The organism is Streptomyces sp. NPDC088350 (assembly GCF_044753545.1).
Taxonomy (GTDB): domain Bacteria; phylum Actinomycetota; class Actinomycetes; order Streptomycetales; family Streptomycetaceae; genus Streptomyces.
Genome location: NZ_JBIVNL010000006.1, coordinates 89,791 through 107,725, shown reverse-complemented (window position 1 = coordinate 107,725; position 17,935 = coordinate 89,791). Strand labels below are relative to the sequence as shown.

Here is a 17,935-nt window from a genome sequence, read left to right as displayed (position 1 = left end):
CTACAGGTACGGGCCGCCCACGCGACCGCCGCCCGGCTGACCGTCGTCGCCGCCGTCGCCGACGCCCGGCGGCAACGCCCGGCGCATCTGCTCCAGCTGCGCCCGCGCGGCCATCTGCTGGGCGAACAGCGTGGTCTGGATCCCGTGGAACAGACCCTCAAGCCAGCCCACCAACTGGGCCTGCGCGATTCGCAGTTCCGCGTCGCTCGGGATCGCCTCGTCCGTGAACGGCAACGACAGCCGCTCCAACTCATCCACCAGCTCCGGCGCCAGACCGTCCTCCAGCTCCTTCACCGAGCTGGCGTGGATCTCCTTGAGCCGCACTCGGCTCGCCTCGTCGAGGGGAGCAGCACGCACCTCCTCCAGGAGCTGCTTGATCATGCTGCCGATCCGCATGACCTTTGCGGGCTGTTCGACCATCTCCGTCACCGGAATCTCGCGGGAGTCCTCGTCCCCGGTCCCACCGAGCGCCATCCCGTCCTGGCCCACGACCAGGATCTGAGGCTTCTCCGGTGACCTTTCGTTCCTCGGCATCTCCATGCGGCCATTCTCTCGCACCCGTACACCTCACCTCCCTGGTGCCCCCCTCCAAGGGTGATCCACCGTTTCCGGTTGGCCGAACCCGGAATGCCGGAAAGACCGGCCGATGTGACGCTTGTTCCGTCGATCTTGCCGCCTCGGCTCGGGAGGGGGTCACGGACATGACTCCATGGCTGCGCACATCGCCCTCGCTGCTACGGGCGACCGGACTACTGCTGGTTTTGGGCACGGGTACGGTCGTGGGGCCGTGCGGGGGTGTCCTCGCGTATGGCGCGGGGGCGGGAGTGGGGATGGGAACAGGGGTTCCTGGGGCCGGCATCGTGGTCGGGGCGGGGGCGGGGGCGGGGGTTCCTGGGGCCGGCATCGTGGTCAGGGCGGGGGCGGGGGCAGGGGTTCCTGGGGCCGGCATCGTGGTCAGGGCGGGGGCGGGGGCAGGGGTTCCTGGGGCCGGCATCGTGGTCAGGGCGGGGGCGGGGGCGGGGGCAGGGGTTCCTGGGGCCGCCACCGCCGTGGCCAGAACGGCTGCTTTCGCACCGGGCGCGGGACGGGGATTCGGCTCGGGCTCGGTTTCTGGCTCGGGCTCGGGCTCGGGCTCGGGCTCGGGCTCGGCTTCTGGCTCGGGCTCCGGCTCCGGCTCGGCTTCTGGCTCGCGCTCGGTTCCTGGCTCTGGCTCGGGATCCGGCTCGGGATCCATCTCCGGCTCGCGCTCTGGCACGGGAGCCGTCTTCGGCTCCGGTCTCGGGCTGCGTTTCGGCTCGGGCCCTGGTTCCGGCTCGGGATCCGGCTCGGGCTCGGGCTCCGGCTCCGGCTCCGATGTCGACCATCTCCCCGCACATCCCTCTGCGCATCCCCCGGCCCACGCACCCGGCCCCGGCCGCGGCCCCGACCTCGGTGAGGCCCTCGCCCTCGCCCCCGCGCCCGCCTCCGCCGATCCGTCCCGGGCGGGGAGCCAGGCGGGCGAGGGTCGGGAACGGCCGGGACGGACAGCGGAGCCCACCGCAGACGAGAGCCAGGACGAAAACGTGGGCAACGGCGAGGACACCGCCGGGCCGGATGCGGACGAAGGCGACGGCGGTGACCGTTCGGACAGTCCCGCTCCCACCGTCTCCGCGTCGCCCCAGGCAGCGGGGCTCGTGCCGTCCACGCCGCCGCTCCAGCCCGCGCACCGGACCGTCGCCCGCGCCGAGGGCACCGCCGAGCCCGTGCTGCGGATCCTGCCGCTGGGCAGCGGCCTGATCCTGATCGGGCTCGGCCTAGGCCTTGCCTTCATCGGCCTCCGCGTACGACGCAGCTAGCGGACGCCGCGTCCGGGTCCGGGTCTGAGTCCAGGTCCAGGTCCAGGTCCAGGTCCAGGTCAAGGTCGAGGGCCAAGGCCAGGTCCAGGGCCAAGGCCAGGTCCAGGGCCGACGGCAGCCGACCGGCCCCTACGACGGCCGGTCCGGGCCTACGGTGCGACGAGCAGCACCTTCCCGATGTGCCCGCTGTCCTCGACCACCTGGTGCGCGGCCCCCGCCTCGCTCATCGGCAGCTCCCGGTCGACGACCGGCCGGATGTGACCGGCCTCGATCAACGGCCACACGTGTTCGCGTACGGCGGCGACGATGGCCGCCTTCTCGCCGAGCGGACGGGCCCGCAGCGAGGTCGCGCTGATCGCGGCCCGCTTGCCGAGGAGGGCGGCGATGTTCAGCTCGGCCTTGATTCCGCCCTGCAGCCCGATGATCGCGAGCCGCCCGTTGACGGCGAGGGCCTGGACGTTGCGGTCCAGGTACTTGGCGCCCATGTTGTCGAGGATGACGTCGGCACCCGCACCGCCGGTGGCCTGCGCGATCTCGGCGACGAAGTCCTGCTCGCGGTAGTTGATGAGGATGTCGGCGCCCAACTCGGCGCAGTAGTCGAGCTTCTCCTTGGTGCCGGCCGTGACGGCGACCTTCGCACCGACGGCCTTGGCGAGCTGGATCGCCATGGTGCCGATACCGCTGGAACCGCCGTGCACGAGGAGTGTCTCGGCGGGGCGGAGGTGGGCGACCATGAACACGTTCGACCAGACCGTGCAGACCACCTCGGGCAGCGCCGCCGCCTGCATGAGGTCGATACCGGTGGGCACGGGCAACAGTTGCCCGGCAGGAACGGCGACCTTCTCGGCATAACCGCCGCCCGCGAGCAGCGCGCACACCTCGTCGCCGACCGACCATCCGGAGACCCCGGGGCCGATCTCGGTGATCCGGCCGGAGCATTCGAGGCCGGGGTAGCGGGACGCGCCGGGCGGCGGGTCGTAGAAGCCCTGGCGCTGCATGATGTCGGCCCGGTTGACGGCGCTGGCCACCACCTCGACCAGGACCTCGCCCTCGCCGGCGACCGGATCGGGGACCTCGTCCCACACCAGCTCCTCGGGCCCACCAGGTTCGGAAATCGTGATCGCATGCATGAGCCCGACGCTACTCCTTGTCGTACGGCCGACCTCAGAGGTGTGTCACTGCGGCAACGGTCGAAGGTACGTCACTCCGGCAACGGCCGGTTGTCCGGCGCTACTTGTGTGCCCGGCGAGACCCGCACGATGGTGATGAGCCGGTCCGTCAGCTGGAGCGTCCCGATGGCCGGGTCGTCGTAGCCGAGCACCCGGTGCCCGCGTACGACGCTCACCACAAGGTCGTCCGTCTCGCGCGGTGTCCTGCCCACCTCGGCCTTTATGACGGGCCGCTCGGTCATGTCGAGGCCGCTGCCCTGCTGGATGAGGTCCTCCATGACCATGCCGGCGGCGGGGCTGAGCACGGACAGGCCGAGGAGGCGGCCGGCCGCGCTGGCGCTGGTGATGACGGCATCGGCGCCGGACTGCTTGAGGAGCGGCGCGTTCTCCTCCTCGCGGACCGCGGCGACGATCTTCGCGCCGCGGTTGAGCTGCCGGGCCGTGAGGGTCACCAGCACGGCGGTGTCGTCGCGTTGCGTCGCGATGATGATCTGCCGCGCCTTGTGCACCTCGGCCCGCTTCAGGACCTCGCTGCGGGTGGCGTCCCCGACGACGCCGACGTACCCGTCACTGCTCGCGGCCTCGATCGCCTTCGCACTGGGGTCGACGACGACGACCTGTTCCTTCTTCAGTCCCGTCGCGCACACGGTCTGGATCGCGGACCGCCCCTTCGTGCCGAAGCCGACGACGACGGTGTGATCCCGCAACGCGGACCTCCGGCGGTTTAAGACACCCGTAAATCTACGACATGCCTGCGTGCAGTGCTTCTGGCCTAACTCGATGTCAGCCAGAAGCACTGCACGCCTAAAACGGGAGCGAGGGATCGGCGCAGCCAACCGTAATGCTCACGGTGAACTTTTTAGTTGCCGGATGGTTGGGTGATGACGATCCGCCAGATCACCGAATTGGCCGCTGAGAACTTCCACGCCAGTTCGTGCATCTTGGCGCGAGGTATCTCGGCGGTGAACACGCCGCTCCCGTCACCGCAATCAGACCCGATGAGGGACTTTCCAGCGGCGATTACGTTGAACTTGGAGGGACCGGCGCATGTCCACATCACCGTTATGGATGAGGCTTTCCCCGCTGACGCCGGAAGCGTGACACCGCCCGCACCATGCCCCGACCCCGTGTACAGCGTCTTCGACCCGACAGGGAGTGACGACTGGACCGGATTGGGAAGGCGGTCCGGGCTCGTCGGGGTCTGCGCCGGAGAGGGGGTCGCGTCGGACCCCGTCGTTGGTTTCGCCGGTGACGACGTCGACCCGTGGGTGGCGGTCGCATGGGAGTGAGAGCCGCCGGAACAGGCCGATACCAGGGCCAGGGCCGACAGGGATGCGGCCAGCAGGGAGCGCTTCATCAGGTCGTCCTCAGCTCACGAGTGGGCGATGTAGGGCGAGAGCGCCGGGAGCTTGGCGGTCCCGTGGTTCGAGACGATCCACTTGCAGCCACCGTTGTAAGAACCGCGCTCCCAGTTGAAGGAGTAGCCCTTCGAACCAAGGGCAAGCCATCCATCCGCCTGGTTCGCCGGAACCTTCCACGCCCCACCGAGGGTGACGGTGGTGGTCTTGGCGTAGGAGATCGAGCCGCTGATGGTCTCCTCGGCGGACGCGATGAGGATCCCCTCGCTGAACTTGGCCGCATACGAGATGGTGCCGGTCCAGGTATGCCCCTGTGCCACCGAGACCGAAAGAAGGATGCCGGACTGCCCGCTGACAGTCTTGGTCTTGTCACCGACGAATGTGCTCTTGACTTTGGAGAAGGAGAAGCCCGGGTCGGGCGGGCAGCCATCCGGGTGGACCGTAGCGTCAACGTCGGCGTCGGCCGGCGCCTGAGGTATCGGGTTCCCGTCTTGGTCGGCGTTGTCGGCATTGACCGTGGTCGGGGTGTCCACTGCAAAGGCAGTGCCCGCTCCTCCTACTCCTACAGCGAGAAAGGCGGTCAGTACAGCGGCTGTGCATGCGCGAGTCAGCGTGGCGTTCATTGGTTCCCTCCGTTTCGCCCCCTCTGGGAGCGACATGGACAGAACAATCATCGAATACCTAGGTGATCGTCAAGAAAAATCGAACATTCTGAGCGAGACTTGAGCTTGGCGATTGACTCGGGGCTACTTTTCACAGCACGCCCCCTTGCGGGTAAGTAAGAAAAATCCCCCACACATTCGGCATAAATCGACCACACACGCGTGGATATATCGCCTTTTCTATTCCCTCTTTACCTGATCAAGGAAATCCAAGGATTGATTCTTGGTTATCTGATGATCGCTACACACTCGATCGTGGCCTAGGCCGCGTCCCTAAACTCTGGGACATACCCGAGGTGGTCGTGGCCCATGTGCGCGATCGGGCGGGGCTCGCTGCGGGGACGGTGCCACAGGCAGACTCCGAGCGGAGTGAGGAGCGCTACCGGACGGCCGTAGGTGAACGACGCTTGGAGCTGAGGTACGGGCCGGGCGAGGCCCGCGCGGTCGCGGAGGCGGCAATGCGGGCGGCGGCGCCGGTGAAGGCCCATACCGCTGACCTGGTGAACATGGCGCTGGACAACGTGCTGCTCTTCGGCGACTACGACACCGCCACCCTCCACATCCCGCCCGGCCCGTATGACAGCGAGCTTCGCCGAGGGGGGCCTTTCAGGCTGCGTGGGGGCGCAGGCGTGCGGCACTGCGTCCCAGTCGGATAGCTCCGGCCAGCGGGATCACCATGGCGATCAGGAATATGCCGATGAGTTCCTCGGCACCGAGGCCGCCGGCGAGAACGAACAGGGCGGCAGCCGCGGGGATCACCAGTAGAGGTGAGAAGGCGCAGAGGATGCCCAGGCGCTTGTCCCGCCTGGTCCATGCTGGAGAGCGCCAGATCCGCACGGAGGCAAGGACGGCCACTACGAGGCCGATGCCGAGGACCTCGAAGAACGGGGCAGCCAAAACCATCATGCCCAGGGTCAGAGTGGTGCGCGCGCTGCTCTGCGGCTGCAGCGGGGTGACGCCGGGTTCTTCGGCGATCGCGGCGGCGGCAATCTCCCGCGGGGTGCCGAGCTGGTCCAGAGCCTGCTGGACCGCCGCGTCATCGGCACCCTGCGGCAGCACAGACTCGATGTGCTCTCGCAGGTCCGCCAACAAGTCACGGCGCCGGTCGCCGGACAACACTGCTGCCTCCCGGTCGACCGAGGCCAGGTAAGCGCGAACCAGCGGGTGGGTCAGGGCGTCGCTCATGATTCAGCTCCAGAAACGAGAAAACGGTCAACAGCATCACGGAAACTGGGCCAGTGCCCGGAGAACTCCGCCAGGGCTTGTCGGCCCTCGTCGGTCAGTTCGTAGTACCTGCGGGACGGGCCACTGGCCGACTCCACCAGGTACGTGGCCGCCAGGCCACTTCTGCGCAGACGAGACAGCAGCGGATACAACGTCCCCTGGCTGGTCGCCATGACCGGCGTATCCGCAAGAGCCTCCAGCAGCTCCACCCCATAGCGTGGCTTGTCAGACAGCAACGCCAGGACGCAGTACTCCAGCACGCCCTTGCGCAGCTGGCTCACACCGCGGGCCTCCACGTGATTGCTTGCTTTGCCAGCTACCATGCAATGCATACTACGTGGCGTGTCAACCCCGGTCCAGAACTGGCGACCTCGCGTAATCCGACCTCGGTCAACTGGCGGACCTGGGGCGGTGGTGTCCTTGTGGCCGCCGAGCATGCCCGGCGGCCGAGGAACAGCCAGCGGGCGTCGGCGTTGGTGGCGGTCATGGTGTTCGGGTGCTGGCCGAGGTGGGCCAGCAGCAGCGAGGCAAGGGGCTCAGGGGCGGGTGAGGGCGGGTCACTGAGGCAGACGAGGGCCTCGCCGTTTCCCTGGAGGACATCGCCGGTGGTGAGCCGGGTGATCCGAGTGAGCGGCTACGCGGCCGAATCTTCTATGCAGCGTGGTTCACCACATCGGCCCGGACCATGCCCCTCCGGCCAGGCACCTTGTGGTACATCCACCAAACCATTGACTCCAGCGATTCAAGCGCCATTCCTCCCGCGTGCGTTCGGTGAGGACTTCGAGGGTGGTGCCGACCAGGACGATCAGGAACAGCACGCGCAGTGGCGTGACGACAAGGATGTTGGTGAGCCGGGCGCCGTCGCTGACCGGGGTGATGTCGCCGTAGCCGGTGGTCGAGAGGGTGACCGTGGCGTAGTACAGCGCGTCGAGGAAGTCGACCGAGCCGTCCGAGTTGTCGTTGTAGCCCTCGTGGTCGGCGTAGACGATCAGCGCGGTGGCGACGAGCAGGCACAGGGCGACGGACAGCCGTTTGGCGACCTGTTGGAAGGGGTGCTCGACCACTTTCTTCGGGAGTTTCACCCGATGGGTCACGAGATGTTCGTCCGCCTGGCGGGCGATCGCATCATGGCCCGATTGTTTCACGTGAAACACACCCCGATCCCGGCGACCGCCCAGGGCAGATCGATGAGTTCCGCCTGCTGCCCCTGCCGCGCCCCACCCGGCGGTACGACCGCCAGCGCGTCGGCCGCCGCGATCCCGCGCAGCATGGCCGGACCGTTGTAGTGCAGCGGGACGGCACAGTCACCGCGCAGCACTGCGGGGACGAGCCGGGTGTCGTACGGGTGCCCGTGCACCGCGTCCTGGAGGGGCAGCGTGTACGGCTCCGGGGCGGGGTGTGCCGACAGGGTCCGCAGCAGCGGTTCGGCGAGGGTGAACAGGCCGGAGATCGCGGCGAGCGGGTTGCCAGGCAGGCCGACGAGATGCTGGTCGTCCTTGATGCGGGCCAGCAGCATGGGGTGACCGGGGCGGACCTTGACGCTGTCGACGAGGAGTTCGGCGCCGATGCCGCGCAGGGTGGGGTGGACGTGGTCGACCGGTCCTGAGGCGGTGCCGCCGGTGGTGACGATGAGGTCGGCGGTGCTGCCTGTGATGGCCTTGTGCAGCGCCTTCGCGTCGTCGCCGAGCCGGCGGACCGCGATGACCTCGGCGCCGAGTGCCCGCAGCCAGGAGGGCAGCATCGGACCGAGCGCGTCCCGGATGAACCCGTCGCGGGGCAGCCCCTCGGTGAGCAACTCGTCGCCCAGGATGAGGACTTCGACGCGGGGGCGGGGTACGGCGGTGAGCGTGTCGTATCCGGCGGCTGCGGCGAGGCCCAGCACCGCGGGGGTCACCAGGGTGCCGCCCGGCAGCAGATGGTCGCCGGTTCGGCACTCCTGGCCACGGGGCCGGATGTCCTGGCCGTGTCCGACGTCCCGGGCCGCATGGAGCCGGCCCTTGTCGTCGGTACGGCCGTGTTCGCTGCGGATGACGGCGGTGGCGTCGGCGGGGACCCGGGCACCGGTCGCGATCCTTACGGCCTCGCCGTCGCTGAGCGGCTCGGACCGCGAGTGCCCGGCGAGCACCCCTTCCTCGCGTACGTCCCAGGGGCCGGGCCCCGCGACCGCCCAGCCGTCCATCGCGGAGGTGTCGAACGAGGGCAGGTCGCTCAGGGCGACGAGCGGCGCGGCCAGGACCAGGCCGAGCGCGGAGTCGAGGGCCACGGAGACGGGGGCGCGGTGGCCGCCGGAGCGGGCGGCGCGTCCGGCGATGGCACGGGCCTCGGGCCAGGGGGTGGCCCGGTGCTGGGAGTCCGGTCTGCGAGGTGCGCCGGGGGTTTGAGGCGTGCCCTGCGACGGGTGCGGGGGCTCGGCCGGGTCGCCGGTGCTGCCTTCGTTCACGAGGGCGAGTACCTCCTCGACGTCGAGGTCCTCGGCGTCCTGGGCGTGCTCGCCGGCGTGAATGCCGCGCGCGGTCATCCGGCGGCGTCCGGACCCGGGGTGTCCGACGAGGTCTGCGACATGGCGTCGGACGTGGCTTCCGGCTTCGCTTCGGACTTCGCTTCGGACTTCGCCTCGGACTTCGCCTCGGACTTCGCCTCGGGGGTGGCCTCCTCGGCCCAGCGCAGTGCGAGGGCCACGGCCTTGCGGGCCGCCTCGGCGACAGCCTCCGGGCCGCCCTTGCCCTGCGCCGCCGCGTAACCGACCAGGAAGGTGGTCAGCGGTGCGGCGGGCCTGGCCACTCCGTGGGCGGCGTCGCGGGCGAGGTCGAGCAGGATGCCGGTGTCGACGTCCAGGTCGATGCCCAGTTCGTCCTTGACTGCGGAAATCCATTCATCCAACACGTGCCCATGCTCCCTGATGCGTGCCCTGGCGGTGGCGAGGTCGTCCCAGGTGTCGCAGTCGAAGGACGCGACGGGGTCGGGGACGCGGGTGAGATCGAGCGCGGCGGTCAGCCGACGCAGGGGCAGCCCGGTGAGGGTGCCGTGCTCCGAGATGAGTGCGGTCAGTTCGCGGCGGAGTGCCGGTGCCCGGTACGCGGCCACGAGCGGCTGGTCGCGTCCGTCGGCGTCGGTGAGCAGTACCCCTTCGGCCTCGCCGGCCCGCAGGGCGGTCAACAGCCGCCGTACGGTGGCCACTTCGAGGAACGGCAGGTCGGCGGAGAGGACCACGACGGCGTCGGCGGTGGTGTGGCGCAGGCCCGCGTCGAGTGCGGCGACCGGGCCCGCGCCGGGCGGGTCCTCGCGGGCCCAGCGCACCGGGCGGGAGGTGGTCCTGGGGTCGGCCACCACGACCGTGGTCCCTGCGTCGGCGCAGGCGGTGAGCACCCGGTCGAGCAGGGCCCGGCCGCCCACGCGCAGACCGGGTTTGTCGGCACCGCCGAGCCGCCGGGCGGCACCGCCCGCGAGCACCACGGCGTCGTAGGCGACGGCGGGCGCGGCGTCGGGGGGCTCGTACGCGGTCACCCCCCGAGTATGCGTCCCGCCCTGATCACAGGGAACTTGTGCGCGCCGCCGTGATCACAGGTTGCGCAGCAGCACCGCCGGCTGTTCCGCACAGTCCGCCACATACCGCAGGAAACCGCCCGCAGTGCCGCCGTCGCACACCCGGTGGTCGAAGGTGAGCGACAGCTGGACGACCTGGCGCACCGCCAACTCGCCCTCGTGCACCCACGGCTTGGGGACGATGCGCCCGACGCCGAGCATGGCCGCCTCGGGGTGGTTGATGATCGGCGTGGAACCGTCGACGCCGAACACCCCGTAGTTGTTGAGCGTGAAGGTCCCGCCGGTGAGGTCCGCGGGCGTCAGTGTCCCGGTCCGGGCCGCGTCGGTCAGCCGCGCGAACTCCGCGCTCAGCGTCTCCGTGTCGCGCGCGTGCGCGTCCTTGACGACGGGTACGACGAGCCCGCGCTCGGTCTGCGCGGCGAAGCCGAGGTGGACCCGGTCGAACCGGACGACCTCCCGCGCGTCCATGTCCACGCTGGAGTTGAGGTCGGGGAACCGGGTCAGCGCGGCCGTGCAGATCCTGGCGAGCAGTGCCAGTACGGAGATCTTGGGTCCACCGGCGGCGTTCATGGCCGCGCGGGTGCGCATCAGTTCCGTCGCGTCGGCGTCCACCCAGCAGGTCGCGTCGGGGATCTCCCGGCGACTGCGGGAGAGCTTGTCGGCCACGGCTCCCCGGATGCCGCGGAGGGGGGTGCGGGTCCCATCGGGCTTGGTGGGGACCGTGGCCGGGGGCAGGAGGGTCGCTTCCTGGGCGATCGCCTCCTGGGCCGCCGCCGCGCGGAGCGCCTGCTCGACGTCCGCCCGCAGGATCAGCCCGTCCCGTCCGGAACCCGTCAACTCCCGCAGTTCCAGGCCGTTCTCCCGCGCGAGCCGTCGTACGAGAGGCGAGATCACGGGTACGGGGCCGTCGCCGCGGCCGGCGTCCTGAGCAGCGGGCGCGTCCGCCACCGACGTCACGACACCCGGCCCCATCCGCCGTACCCTGCGCCGCCGCGCCGGAGGGGCCCCGGTGCCGTAGCCCACCAGCACGTTCCCCGAGCCCTCGGTCTCCACGTCGGTGTCAGCGGCCGGTGCCCCCACCGCCACCGTCAACAGCGGGGCGCCTACGGGCAGTTCGGTGCCCTCCTCGCCGAAGCGGGCCGTGACGACGCCGCCGTAGGGACACGGGACCTCGACCATCGCCTTGGCCGTTTCGACCTCGACGACCGGCTGGTCGATGGCGACGACGTCGCCGACCTGGACCAGCCAGCGCACGATCTCCGCCTCGGTGAGGCCCTCGCCGAGGTCGGGGAGCTTGAACTCCAGGCTGTACATGTCAGAAGCGCGTGCCATCAGTTCTCGGCCTCCCACTGAAGCCGGCCCACGGCGTCCAGGATCCGGTCGACGCCGGGCAGGTGGTGCCGCTCCAGCATCGGCGGCGGATACGGGATGTCGAACCCCGCGACGCGCAGCACCGGTGCCTCCAGGTGGTGGAAGCAGCGCTCCGTGACACGGGCCGCGATCTCCCCGCCCGGGCCGCCGTATCCGCCCGACTCGTGGACGACTAGCGCGCGGCCGGTCCGCCATACGGACGCGCAGACCGTCTCGTCGTCGAAGGGCACCAGGGAGCGCAGGTCGACGACTTCGAGGTCCCAGCCCTCGGCGCGGGCCGCCTCGGCGGCTTCGAGGCAGACGGGGAGGGAGGGGCCGTAGGTGATGAGTGTCGCGCTGCTGCCCGGGCGGCGGACCACGGCACGGCCTATGGGTTCAACGGGTGTGGGCTCGTCGGGGTTCCAGCAGTCCTTGGACCAGTACAGGCGCTTGGGCTCCAGGAAGACGACCGGGTCGTCGGAGGCGATCGCGGCGCGCAGCAGGCCGTAGGCGTCGGCGACCGTGGCGGGGGTGACGACGTGCAGGCCCGGGGTCGCCATGTAGTACGCCTCGGAGGAGTCGCTGTGGTGTTCGACGCCGCCGATGCCGCCGCCGTAGGGGACGCGGACGGTGATCGGGAGGGGCATGGCGCCGCGGGTGCGGTTGCGCATGCGGGAGACGTGGCTGATCAGCTGCTCGAACGCCGGGTAGGCGAACGCGTCGAACTGCATCTCGACGACCGGTCGCAGGCCGTACATCGCCATGCCGACGGCCGTGCCGAGGATGCCGGCCTCGGCGAGGGGGGTGTCGGTGCAGCGGTCCTCGCCGAACTCCTTGGCGAGGCCGTCGGTGACCCGGAAGACCCCGCCGAGGGTGCCGACGTCCTCGCCCATGACGTGCACGGTGGGGTCGGCGGCCATCGCGTCGCGGAGCGCGCGCGTGAGGGCCTGCGCCATGGTGGCGGGCTTGAGGGCGACGGTGGTCATGAGTGCGTCCCCTCCCGCTCGGCCGCCAGCTCCGCCGCCAACTGGTCGCGCTGTTCGCGCAGTTGGGGGGTGGGTTCGGCGTACACATCGGTGAACAGGTCCATGGGGTCGAGCACCGGGTCCTGGTTCATGTGGGCGCGCAGCTCGGCCGCCATGGTGTCGGCGGCGTCGCGGGCGGCCCGGATGCCGTCCTCGTCGATGAGCCCGCGCTCGGTCAGCTCGTGCTCCAGGAGGGCGATCGGGTCGTGGGCGCGCCAGGCCTCGACCTCGGTGTCGCCGCGGTAGCGGGTCGCGTCGTCGGCGTTGGTGTGGGCCTCGATGCGGTAGGTGATGGCCTCGACGAGCGTGGGACCGCCGCCCTCGCGCGCGTGCCGTACGGCGTCGGCGAGAACCTCGTGCACGGCGACCGCGTCGTTGCCGTCGACCAGGCGGCCGGGCATGCCGTAGCCGACGGCCTTGTGGGCCAGCGACGGGGCCGCGGTCTGCTTGGCGAGCGGGACGGAGATCGCGAAGCCGTTGTTCTGGACGAGGAAGACGACCGGGGCCTGCCAGACGGCGGCGAAGTTCAGGGCCTCGTGGAAGTCGCCCTCGCTGGTGCCGCCGTCGCCGACCATGGCGAGCGCGACCACGTCGTCGCCCTTGAGGCGGGCCGCGTGGGCGAGGCCCACGGCGTGCGGCAGCTGGGTGGCGAGGGGGGTGCACAGCGGGGCGACGCGGTGCTCGCGCGGGTCGTAGCCGGTGTGCCAGTCGCCGCGCAGCAGGGTGAGGGCCTGCACGGGGTCGAGGCCGCGGGCGACGGCGGCGAGCGTGTCGCGGTAGCTGGGGAAGAGCCAGTCCTGCTCCCGGAGGACCAGCGCGGCGGCGACTTCGCAGGCCTCCTGGCCGGTGCTGGAGGGGTACACGGCGAGCCGGCCCTGCTTGGTGAGGGCGGTGGCCTGCGCGTTGTACCGGCGGCCGGACACCAGCTGGGCGTACAGCCGACGCAGCAGCTCGGGGTCGGCCTGTGCGGCAGCCGCGGTGCCGAGCACGCGGTACGGCGCGGTGTCGGGCAGCAGCGGCGCGGGGTCCGTGCGCGGCTGCCAGGCGGGCGGCGGTGTGGGCCGGTACGCGCCCCGCTGCTCCATGACCGTCATGACGGCACCTCCTCGTGGGAGTGGCTCGGAGAGGCGCGTCGAAGGTGCGGCGCCTCCCTACCGATTGTTCGGTCGTCGGCACATTTTGGCTACAGGCACCTCCAGGCTGTGGACAAACGGTTCTCCACAACCTCAAATGAACGCAGTACGTCCATGGTAAGGAGGCATGGGGACATGGCACCTGAACAAATGGCCGAAGGCCCGGACGCGGGCAGCGCCCCGTCGGCCCCGCGTCCGCTCGACGCCATTGATCAGGACATCCTCCAGATGCTCCAGGCGGACGGCCGCGCGTCGATAAGGTCGGTCGCCGAACGGGTGCATGTCTCCCGCGCCAACGCCTACGCGCGCATCAACCGGCTCATCGAGGACGGCGTCATCCGCGGCTTCGGCGCCCGGGTCGACCATGAACGCGCGGGTCAGGGCACGTCCGCCTACATCACTCTGAAGATCGTGCAGAACTCCTGGCGCACGGTCCGCGAGCAGCTGCGACTGCTCCCGGGCGCCTCGCACATCGCGCTGGTGGGCGGCGACTTCGACGTCCTGCTGCTGGTGCACACACCGGACAACCGCGCGCTGCGCGAGCTGGTCCTCACCCGGCTCCAGGCGATCCCCGAGGTGCTCAGCTCGCGCACGCTGCTGGTGTTCGAGGAGGAGGACCTGGAGCCCCAGAGCTGACCTAGTGGGCCTGGTTGCGCAGTCCGGAGAACACCAACTGGGCCACCGCGTCGGTCACTTCGCGCTCGCCCATGCCCCGCGCGTCGGGCCGGTACCACTCCACGATGGAGTTGATCATCCCGAAGACGAGCCGGGTCGCGAGCCGTACCTCCACGTCACCGCGCAGGTCGCCGTCGGCCGCCGCGGCCTTCAGCAGGTCGGCCACCCTGTGGTCGAAGTCCCGCCGCCGCTCCAGGGCCCACCGCTCGGTGTCGGTGTTGCCGCGCACCCTCAGCAACAGGGTCACATACGGCAGTTCGGAGGTCAGCACCTCGACCATCCGCCGTACGACGTACTCCAGCCGCTCGACGGCGCGCCCCACGCGCGCGTGCTCCTCGTCGAGGATCCCGAAGAGGCCGTCCAGGGCGCGGCTGACGGCGCGGCGCAGCAGCTCCTCCTTGCCGGTCACGTGGTGGTAGATCGACGACTTGGAGATACCGGCCGCCTTGGCGAGGTGCTCCATGGAGGTGCCGTCGTAGCCGCGCTCGATGAAGACCTGGACGGCGACGTTGAGCAGGGTCTCCGGGGTGTACGTGTCGCGCTTGGCGGTGGTCATGGGGTGCCCTCCCGCTTCTCGGTGGCGTACGCGTGGCGGTAGAGCGCGAGGGACGGGGCGTACCGTCCCGACGGATCACGCAGGTGCAGGTCGTCCAGGAGGTCGTAGGCCCAGCTGCGGCCGAGCCTGCGGCTCCATTCGAACGGACCCAGAGGGTAGTTGACACCGAGGCGCATCGCGGTGTCGATGTCCTCCTCGGTGGCGACGCCCTTGGCGACGGCGTCGTGCGCGAGGTCGACGATCCGGGCCACCGTGCGGGCGACGATCATCCCGGGGACGTCCCCGACGACGCTGACGTTCTTGCCGAGTGCCTGGAAGAGGCCGATCGCCTCGGTGAGGGTCTGCGACGCGGTGTCCTGGGAGGCGGACAGGGCGATGCGGCCGGCCCTGCGGTAGTCGAGGGCGAGGTCGAAGTAGACGACGTCCCGGAACTCGACGGAGGTCTGTCCGTCGGCGAGCGCCAGCTGGCCGCCGCCGGGCAGCACCATCCGGGTGCCGTGGTCCTCTTCCTCCTCGCGGACGACGATGCCCGCCTCGCGGATCAGCGCGACCAGCTCGGCGGCGGGGCCCAGGTCGCCCTCGACGACGACGTAGGCGGGCGCCTGTTCCGGTTCCGCGGTGTGCGGTTCGGGCTGCTCGGCGTCGTCCCCGTGGTCGTACCAGCCGTGCCCGGTCTTGCGGCCGAGGCGGCCGGACTCGACGAGGCGGCGCTGGGCGAGCGAGGGCGTGAAGCGGACGTCCTGGAAGAAGGACTGCCACACGGAGCGCGTGACGGACTCGTTGACGTCCTGGCCGATGAGGTCGGTCAGTTCGAAGGCGCCCATCCTGAAGCCGCCGGACTCGCGCAGGACGGCGTCGATGGTGGCCGGGTCGGCGGCCTGTGCCTCGTAGACCGCGAAGGCCTCGGCGTAGAAGGGCCGGGCGATGCGGTTGACGATGAAGCCCGGGGTGTCGGCGCAGGCGACCGGGGTCTTGCCCCAGGCGCGGGACATCTCGTACGCGCGCGTGGCCGACGTGACGTCGGTGGCGAACCCGGAGACGACCTCGACGAGCGGCAGCAGGGGTGCCGGGTTGAAGAAGTGCAGGCCGACGAACCGGCCGGGGTTGCGCAGGGCGCCGCCGATGGCCGTCACCGACAGGGACGAGGTGTTGGTGGCGAGCAGACAGTCCTCGCCGACGATGTCCTCCAGGTCGCGCATCAGCTGCTGCTTGACGTCCAGTTGCTCCAGGACGGCCTCGACGACCAGGGTGCAGTCCGCCAGGTCGGTCAGGGCCTCGGCGGGCAGGAGACGGGCGCGTGCGGCGTCCCGGTCTGCGGCGGTGAGCCGGTCCTTCTCGACGAGCCGGTCGAGCCGGGCGCAGATCGCGGCTGTCGCTTCCCCGGCCCGTCCCGGTACGGCGTCGTACAGCCGTACGACATGGCCGGCGGTCAGCGCGACCTGGGCGATGCCCTGGCCCATGGTGCCGGTGCCGACGACGGCCACGGGGCTGCTGAGGTCGAGTGCTGTCATGTGCGCGATCCTCCCGCACGGGGTTTTCCACAGATGCGGCGGACCCCCTTGTCCCGACCGATCGTTCGGTTACTCTAACTCTGACCGCCTGTTTCCGCCCCTGATCCCTTCCCTGTTCCTGCCCAGGTCATGAGCTCGCAGACGAGTTCTTGAGATGAGGAGTTGGTCCCGCATGGCCGCCGAACCGACCGCGCACGAACTGATCGCCCGGCACCGGCCCACACTCGACCAAGCGCTGGAAGCCATCCACACGCGCGCGTACTGGTCCCCGCACCCCGAACACCCGAAGGCCTACGGCGAGCACGGCAGCCTGGACGCGGCGGCGGGCAAGGCGGCCTTCGACGCCCTCCTGGGCACCCGCCTCGACCTCGGCCAGCCCGGCACGGACGACTGGGTGGGCGGCGAAGTCTCGCCGTACGGCGTCGAGTTGGGGGTGACGTACCCGCACGCGGACCTCGACGTCCTGCTGCCGGCCATGCGCGCCGGGCAGCGGGCGTGGCGCGACGCGGGCGCCGAGACGCGTGCCGTGGTCTGTATCGAGATCCTCAAGCGGATCAGCGACCGGACGCACGAGTTCGCGCACGCGGTCATGCACACCAGCGGCCAGGCCTTCATGATGGCGTTCCAGGCGGGCGGCCCGCACGCCCAGGACCGCGGCCTGGAGGCGGTGGCGTACGCGTACGCCGAGCAGGTCCGCACGCCCTCCGTCGCGGAGTGGACCAAGCCCCAGGGCAAGCGCGACCCGCTCGTGATGAACAAGGAGTTCACGCCGGTACCGCGCGGGACCGCCCTGGTCATCGGCTGCAACACCTTCCCGACGTGGAACGGCTATCCGGGCCTGTTCGCCTCCCTGGCCACCGGCAACGCGGTCCTGGTGAAGCCCCACCCGCGCGCGGTGCTGCCGCTCGCGCTCACCGTGCGGATCGCGCGCGAGGTCCTCACCGAGGCGGGCTTCGACCCGAACCTGGTGGCGCTGGCCGCCGAGCGTCCCGGCGAGGGCATCGCCAAGACGCTCGCCACCCGCCCCGAGATCCGGATCATCGACTACACGGGCTCGACGGGCTTCGGCGACTGGCTGGAGGCCAACGCCCGCCAGGCGCAGGTCTACACGGAGAAGGCCGGCGTCAACACGGTCGTCGTGGAGTCCACCGACGATTACAAGGGGATGCTGTCCAACCTGGCGTTCTCCCTGTCCCTCTACAGCGGCCAGATGTGCACCACCCCGCAGAACCTGCTGATCCCCCGCGACGGCATCACCACCGACCAGGGCCCCAAGTCCTTCGACGAGGTGGTCGCCGACCTCGCGCGGTCCGTGGACGGTCTCCTCGGCGACGACGCGCGCGCGAACGGTCTGCTCGGCGCGCTCGTCAACCCGGACGTGAAGGCACGCCTGGAGGCAGCCGCCGGGCTCGGTGAAGTCGCCCTCGCCTCACGGGAGATCACCAACCCGGAGTTCCCGGACGCGGTCGTCCGGACCCCGGTGATCGTGAAGCTGGACGGTGCCAAGCCGGACGACGAGGCCGCCTACATGAGCGAGTGCTTCGGGCCGGTCTCCTTCGCCGTCGCGGTCGACTCCGTCGGGGACGCGGTGGAGTTGTTGCGGCGGACGGTGCGGGAGAAGGGGGCGATGACTGTTGGGGCGTACACCACGGACGACGAGGTCGAGAAGGCCGTCGAGGAGGTCTGTCTGGAGGAGGCGGCCCAGTTGTCGCTGAATCTGACGGGTGGGGTGTTCGTCAATCAGACGGCCGCGTTCTCGGACTTCCACGGGTCTGGGGGCAACCCTGCGGCCAACGCTGCGCTGTGTGATGGGGCGTTTGTCGCGAATCGGTTCCGGGTTGTTGAGGTTCGTCGGGACGCCTAAGAGCTCGAGGGTGCGGCTGTTATGCGGCCA

General features: G+C 70.4%; 16 protein-coding genes and 2 pseudogenes. 4 read left to right on the top strand and 14 right to left on the bottom strand.

Annotation, left to right across the window (positions count from 1 at the left end; genetic code table 11):
* Complete coding sequence (locus tag ACIQBL_RS21865; RefSeq protein WP_401944197.1) at positions 1-540, bottom strand: bacterial proteasome activator family protein; 540 nt, start codon at positions 538-540, stop codon at positions 1-3.
* Between the two features lie 1,022 nt (positions 541-1,562).
* Between ACIQBL_RS21865 and ACIQBL_RS21860 the strand changes: the two genes are divergently transcribed.
* On the top strand, positions 1,563-1,835 hold the full coding sequence (locus tag ACIQBL_RS21860; RefSeq protein ID WP_401944195.1) for a hypothetical protein: 273 nt from the start codon (positions 1,563-1,565) through the stop codon (positions 1,833-1,835).
* Positions 1,836-1,984: 149 nt separating this feature from the next.
* Here ACIQBL_RS21860 and ACIQBL_RS21855 read toward each other — a convergent pair whose 3' ends face one another.
* Positions 1,985-2,965 (bottom strand): NAD(P)H-quinone oxidoreductase, encoded by a 981-nt coding sequence (locus ACIQBL_RS21855; RefSeq protein WP_401944193.1) that lies wholly within the window; start codon positions 2,963-2,965, stop codon positions 1,985-1,987.
* A 71-nt stretch (positions 2,966-3,036) separates the two neighbouring features.
* Positions 3,037-3,732: pseudogene (locus ACIQBL_RS21850) on the bottom strand (potassium channel family protein); the annotation flags it as partial.
* A 153-nt stretch (positions 3,733-3,885) separates the two neighbouring features.
* Between ACIQBL_RS21850 and ACIQBL_RS21845 the strand changes: the two are divergent.
* Entirely contained in the window at positions 3,886-4,293 is a 408-nt protein-coding gene (locus ACIQBL_RS21845; RefSeq protein ID WP_401944191.1) for a hypothetical protein, read from the top strand.
* Between the two features lie 83 nt (positions 4,294-4,376).
* On the opposite strand, the gene ACIQBL_RS21840 is transcribed toward ACIQBL_RS21845, so the two are convergent.
* The 9 genes and pseudogenes from ACIQBL_RS21840 to pdhA all read right to left on the bottom strand — a co-directional run bounded on the left by ACIQBL_RS21840 (position 4,377) and on the right by pdhA (position 13,260).
* On the bottom strand, positions 4,377-4,985 hold the full coding sequence (locus ACIQBL_RS21840) for a hypothetical protein (RefSeq protein WP_401944189.1): 609 nt from the start codon (positions 4,983-4,985) through the stop codon (positions 4,377-4,379).
* A 645-nt stretch (positions 4,986-5,630) separates the two neighbouring features.
* The gene (locus ACIQBL_RS21835) at positions 5,631-6,209 is read right to left on the bottom strand and encodes an HAAS signaling domain-containing protein (protein WP_200716877.1); all 579 of its coding nucleotides are present in this window, start codon (positions 6,207-6,209) and stop codon (positions 5,631-5,633) included.
* Positions 6,206-6,571 carry a PadR family transcriptional regulator gene (locus tag ACIQBL_RS21830; RefSeq protein WP_200716878.1) on the bottom strand — a complete coding sequence of 122 codons (366 nt, stop codon included), beginning with the start codon at positions 6,569-6,571 and terminating at the stop codon, positions 6,206-6,208. The genes ACIQBL_RS21835 and ACIQBL_RS21830 overlap by 4 nt, the downstream gene beginning before the upstream one ends.
* Before the next feature lie 411 nt (positions 6,572-6,982).
* A pseudogene (locus tag ACIQBL_RS21825) lies at positions 6,983-7,393 on the bottom strand (potassium channel family protein); the annotation flags it as partial.
* The gene (locus tag ACIQBL_RS21820; RefSeq protein ID WP_401944186.1) at positions 7,390-8,766 is read right to left on the bottom strand and encodes a molybdopterin molybdotransferase MoeA; all 1,377 of its coding nucleotides are present in this window, start codon (positions 8,764-8,766) and stop codon (positions 7,390-7,392) included. The gene ACIQBL_RS21820 and the pseudogene ACIQBL_RS21825, both read right to left, overlap by 4 nt.
* Positions 8,763-9,752 carry an NTP transferase domain-containing protein gene (locus ACIQBL_RS21815; protein ID WP_401944184.1) on the bottom strand — a complete coding sequence of 330 codons (990 nt, stop codon included), beginning with the start codon at positions 9,750-9,752 and terminating at the stop codon, positions 8,763-8,765. The genes ACIQBL_RS21820 and ACIQBL_RS21815 overlap by 4 nt, the downstream gene beginning before the upstream one ends.
* A 54-nt stretch (positions 9,753-9,806) precedes the next feature.
* The gene (locus ACIQBL_RS21810) at positions 9,807-11,123 is read right to left on the bottom strand and encodes a dihydrolipoamide acetyltransferase family protein (protein ID WP_401944182.1); all 1,317 of its coding nucleotides are present in this window, start codon (positions 11,121-11,123) and stop codon (positions 9,807-9,809) included.
* Positions 11,123-12,127, bottom strand: coding sequence for an alpha-ketoacid dehydrogenase subunit beta (locus tag ACIQBL_RS21805; RefSeq protein ID WP_401944180.1), 1,005 nt, complete (start codon positions 12,125-12,127; stop codon positions 11,123-11,125). Before ACIQBL_RS21805 ends, ACIQBL_RS21810 begins: the two co-directional genes overlap by 1 nt.
* The gene (gene pdhA / locus ACIQBL_RS21800; protein WP_401944178.1) at positions 12,124-13,260 is read right to left on the bottom strand and encodes a pyruvate dehydrogenase (acetyl-transferring) E1 component subunit alpha; all 1,137 of its coding nucleotides are present in this window, start codon (positions 13,258-13,260) and stop codon (positions 12,124-12,126) included. The genes ACIQBL_RS21805 and pdhA overlap by 4 nt, the downstream gene beginning before the upstream one ends.
* A 174-nt stretch (positions 13,261-13,434) precedes the next feature.
* Between pdhA and ACIQBL_RS21795 the strand changes: the two genes are divergently transcribed.
* A complete protein-coding gene (locus ACIQBL_RS21795; protein ID WP_401944176.1) occupies positions 13,435-13,935 on the top strand; it encodes an Lrp/AsnC family transcriptional regulator in 501 nt (166 codons plus the stop codon).
* Between the two features lies 1 nt (position 13,936).
* On the opposite strand, the gene ACIQBL_RS21790 is transcribed toward ACIQBL_RS21795, so the two are convergent.
* Positions 13,937-14,530, bottom strand: coding sequence for a TetR/AcrR family transcriptional regulator (locus ACIQBL_RS21790; protein ID WP_401944174.1), 594 nt, complete (start codon positions 14,528-14,530; stop codon positions 13,937-13,939).
* A complete protein-coding gene (locus tag ACIQBL_RS21785; RefSeq protein ID WP_401944172.1) occupies positions 14,527-16,041 on the bottom strand; it encodes a 3-hydroxyacyl-CoA dehydrogenase in 1,515 nt (504 codons plus the stop codon). The genes ACIQBL_RS21790 and ACIQBL_RS21785 overlap by 4 nt, the downstream gene beginning before the upstream one ends.
* Positions 16,042-16,213: 172 nt before the next feature.
* On the opposite strand from ACIQBL_RS21785, the gene paaN reads away from it, so the two are divergent.
* Positions 16,214-17,905, top strand: coding sequence for a phenylacetic acid degradation protein PaaN (gene paaN, locus ACIQBL_RS21780; protein WP_401944170.1), 1,692 nt, complete (start codon positions 16,214-16,216; stop codon positions 17,903-17,905).
* The last annotated feature ends 30 nt before the right edge of the window (positions 17,906-17,935 follow it).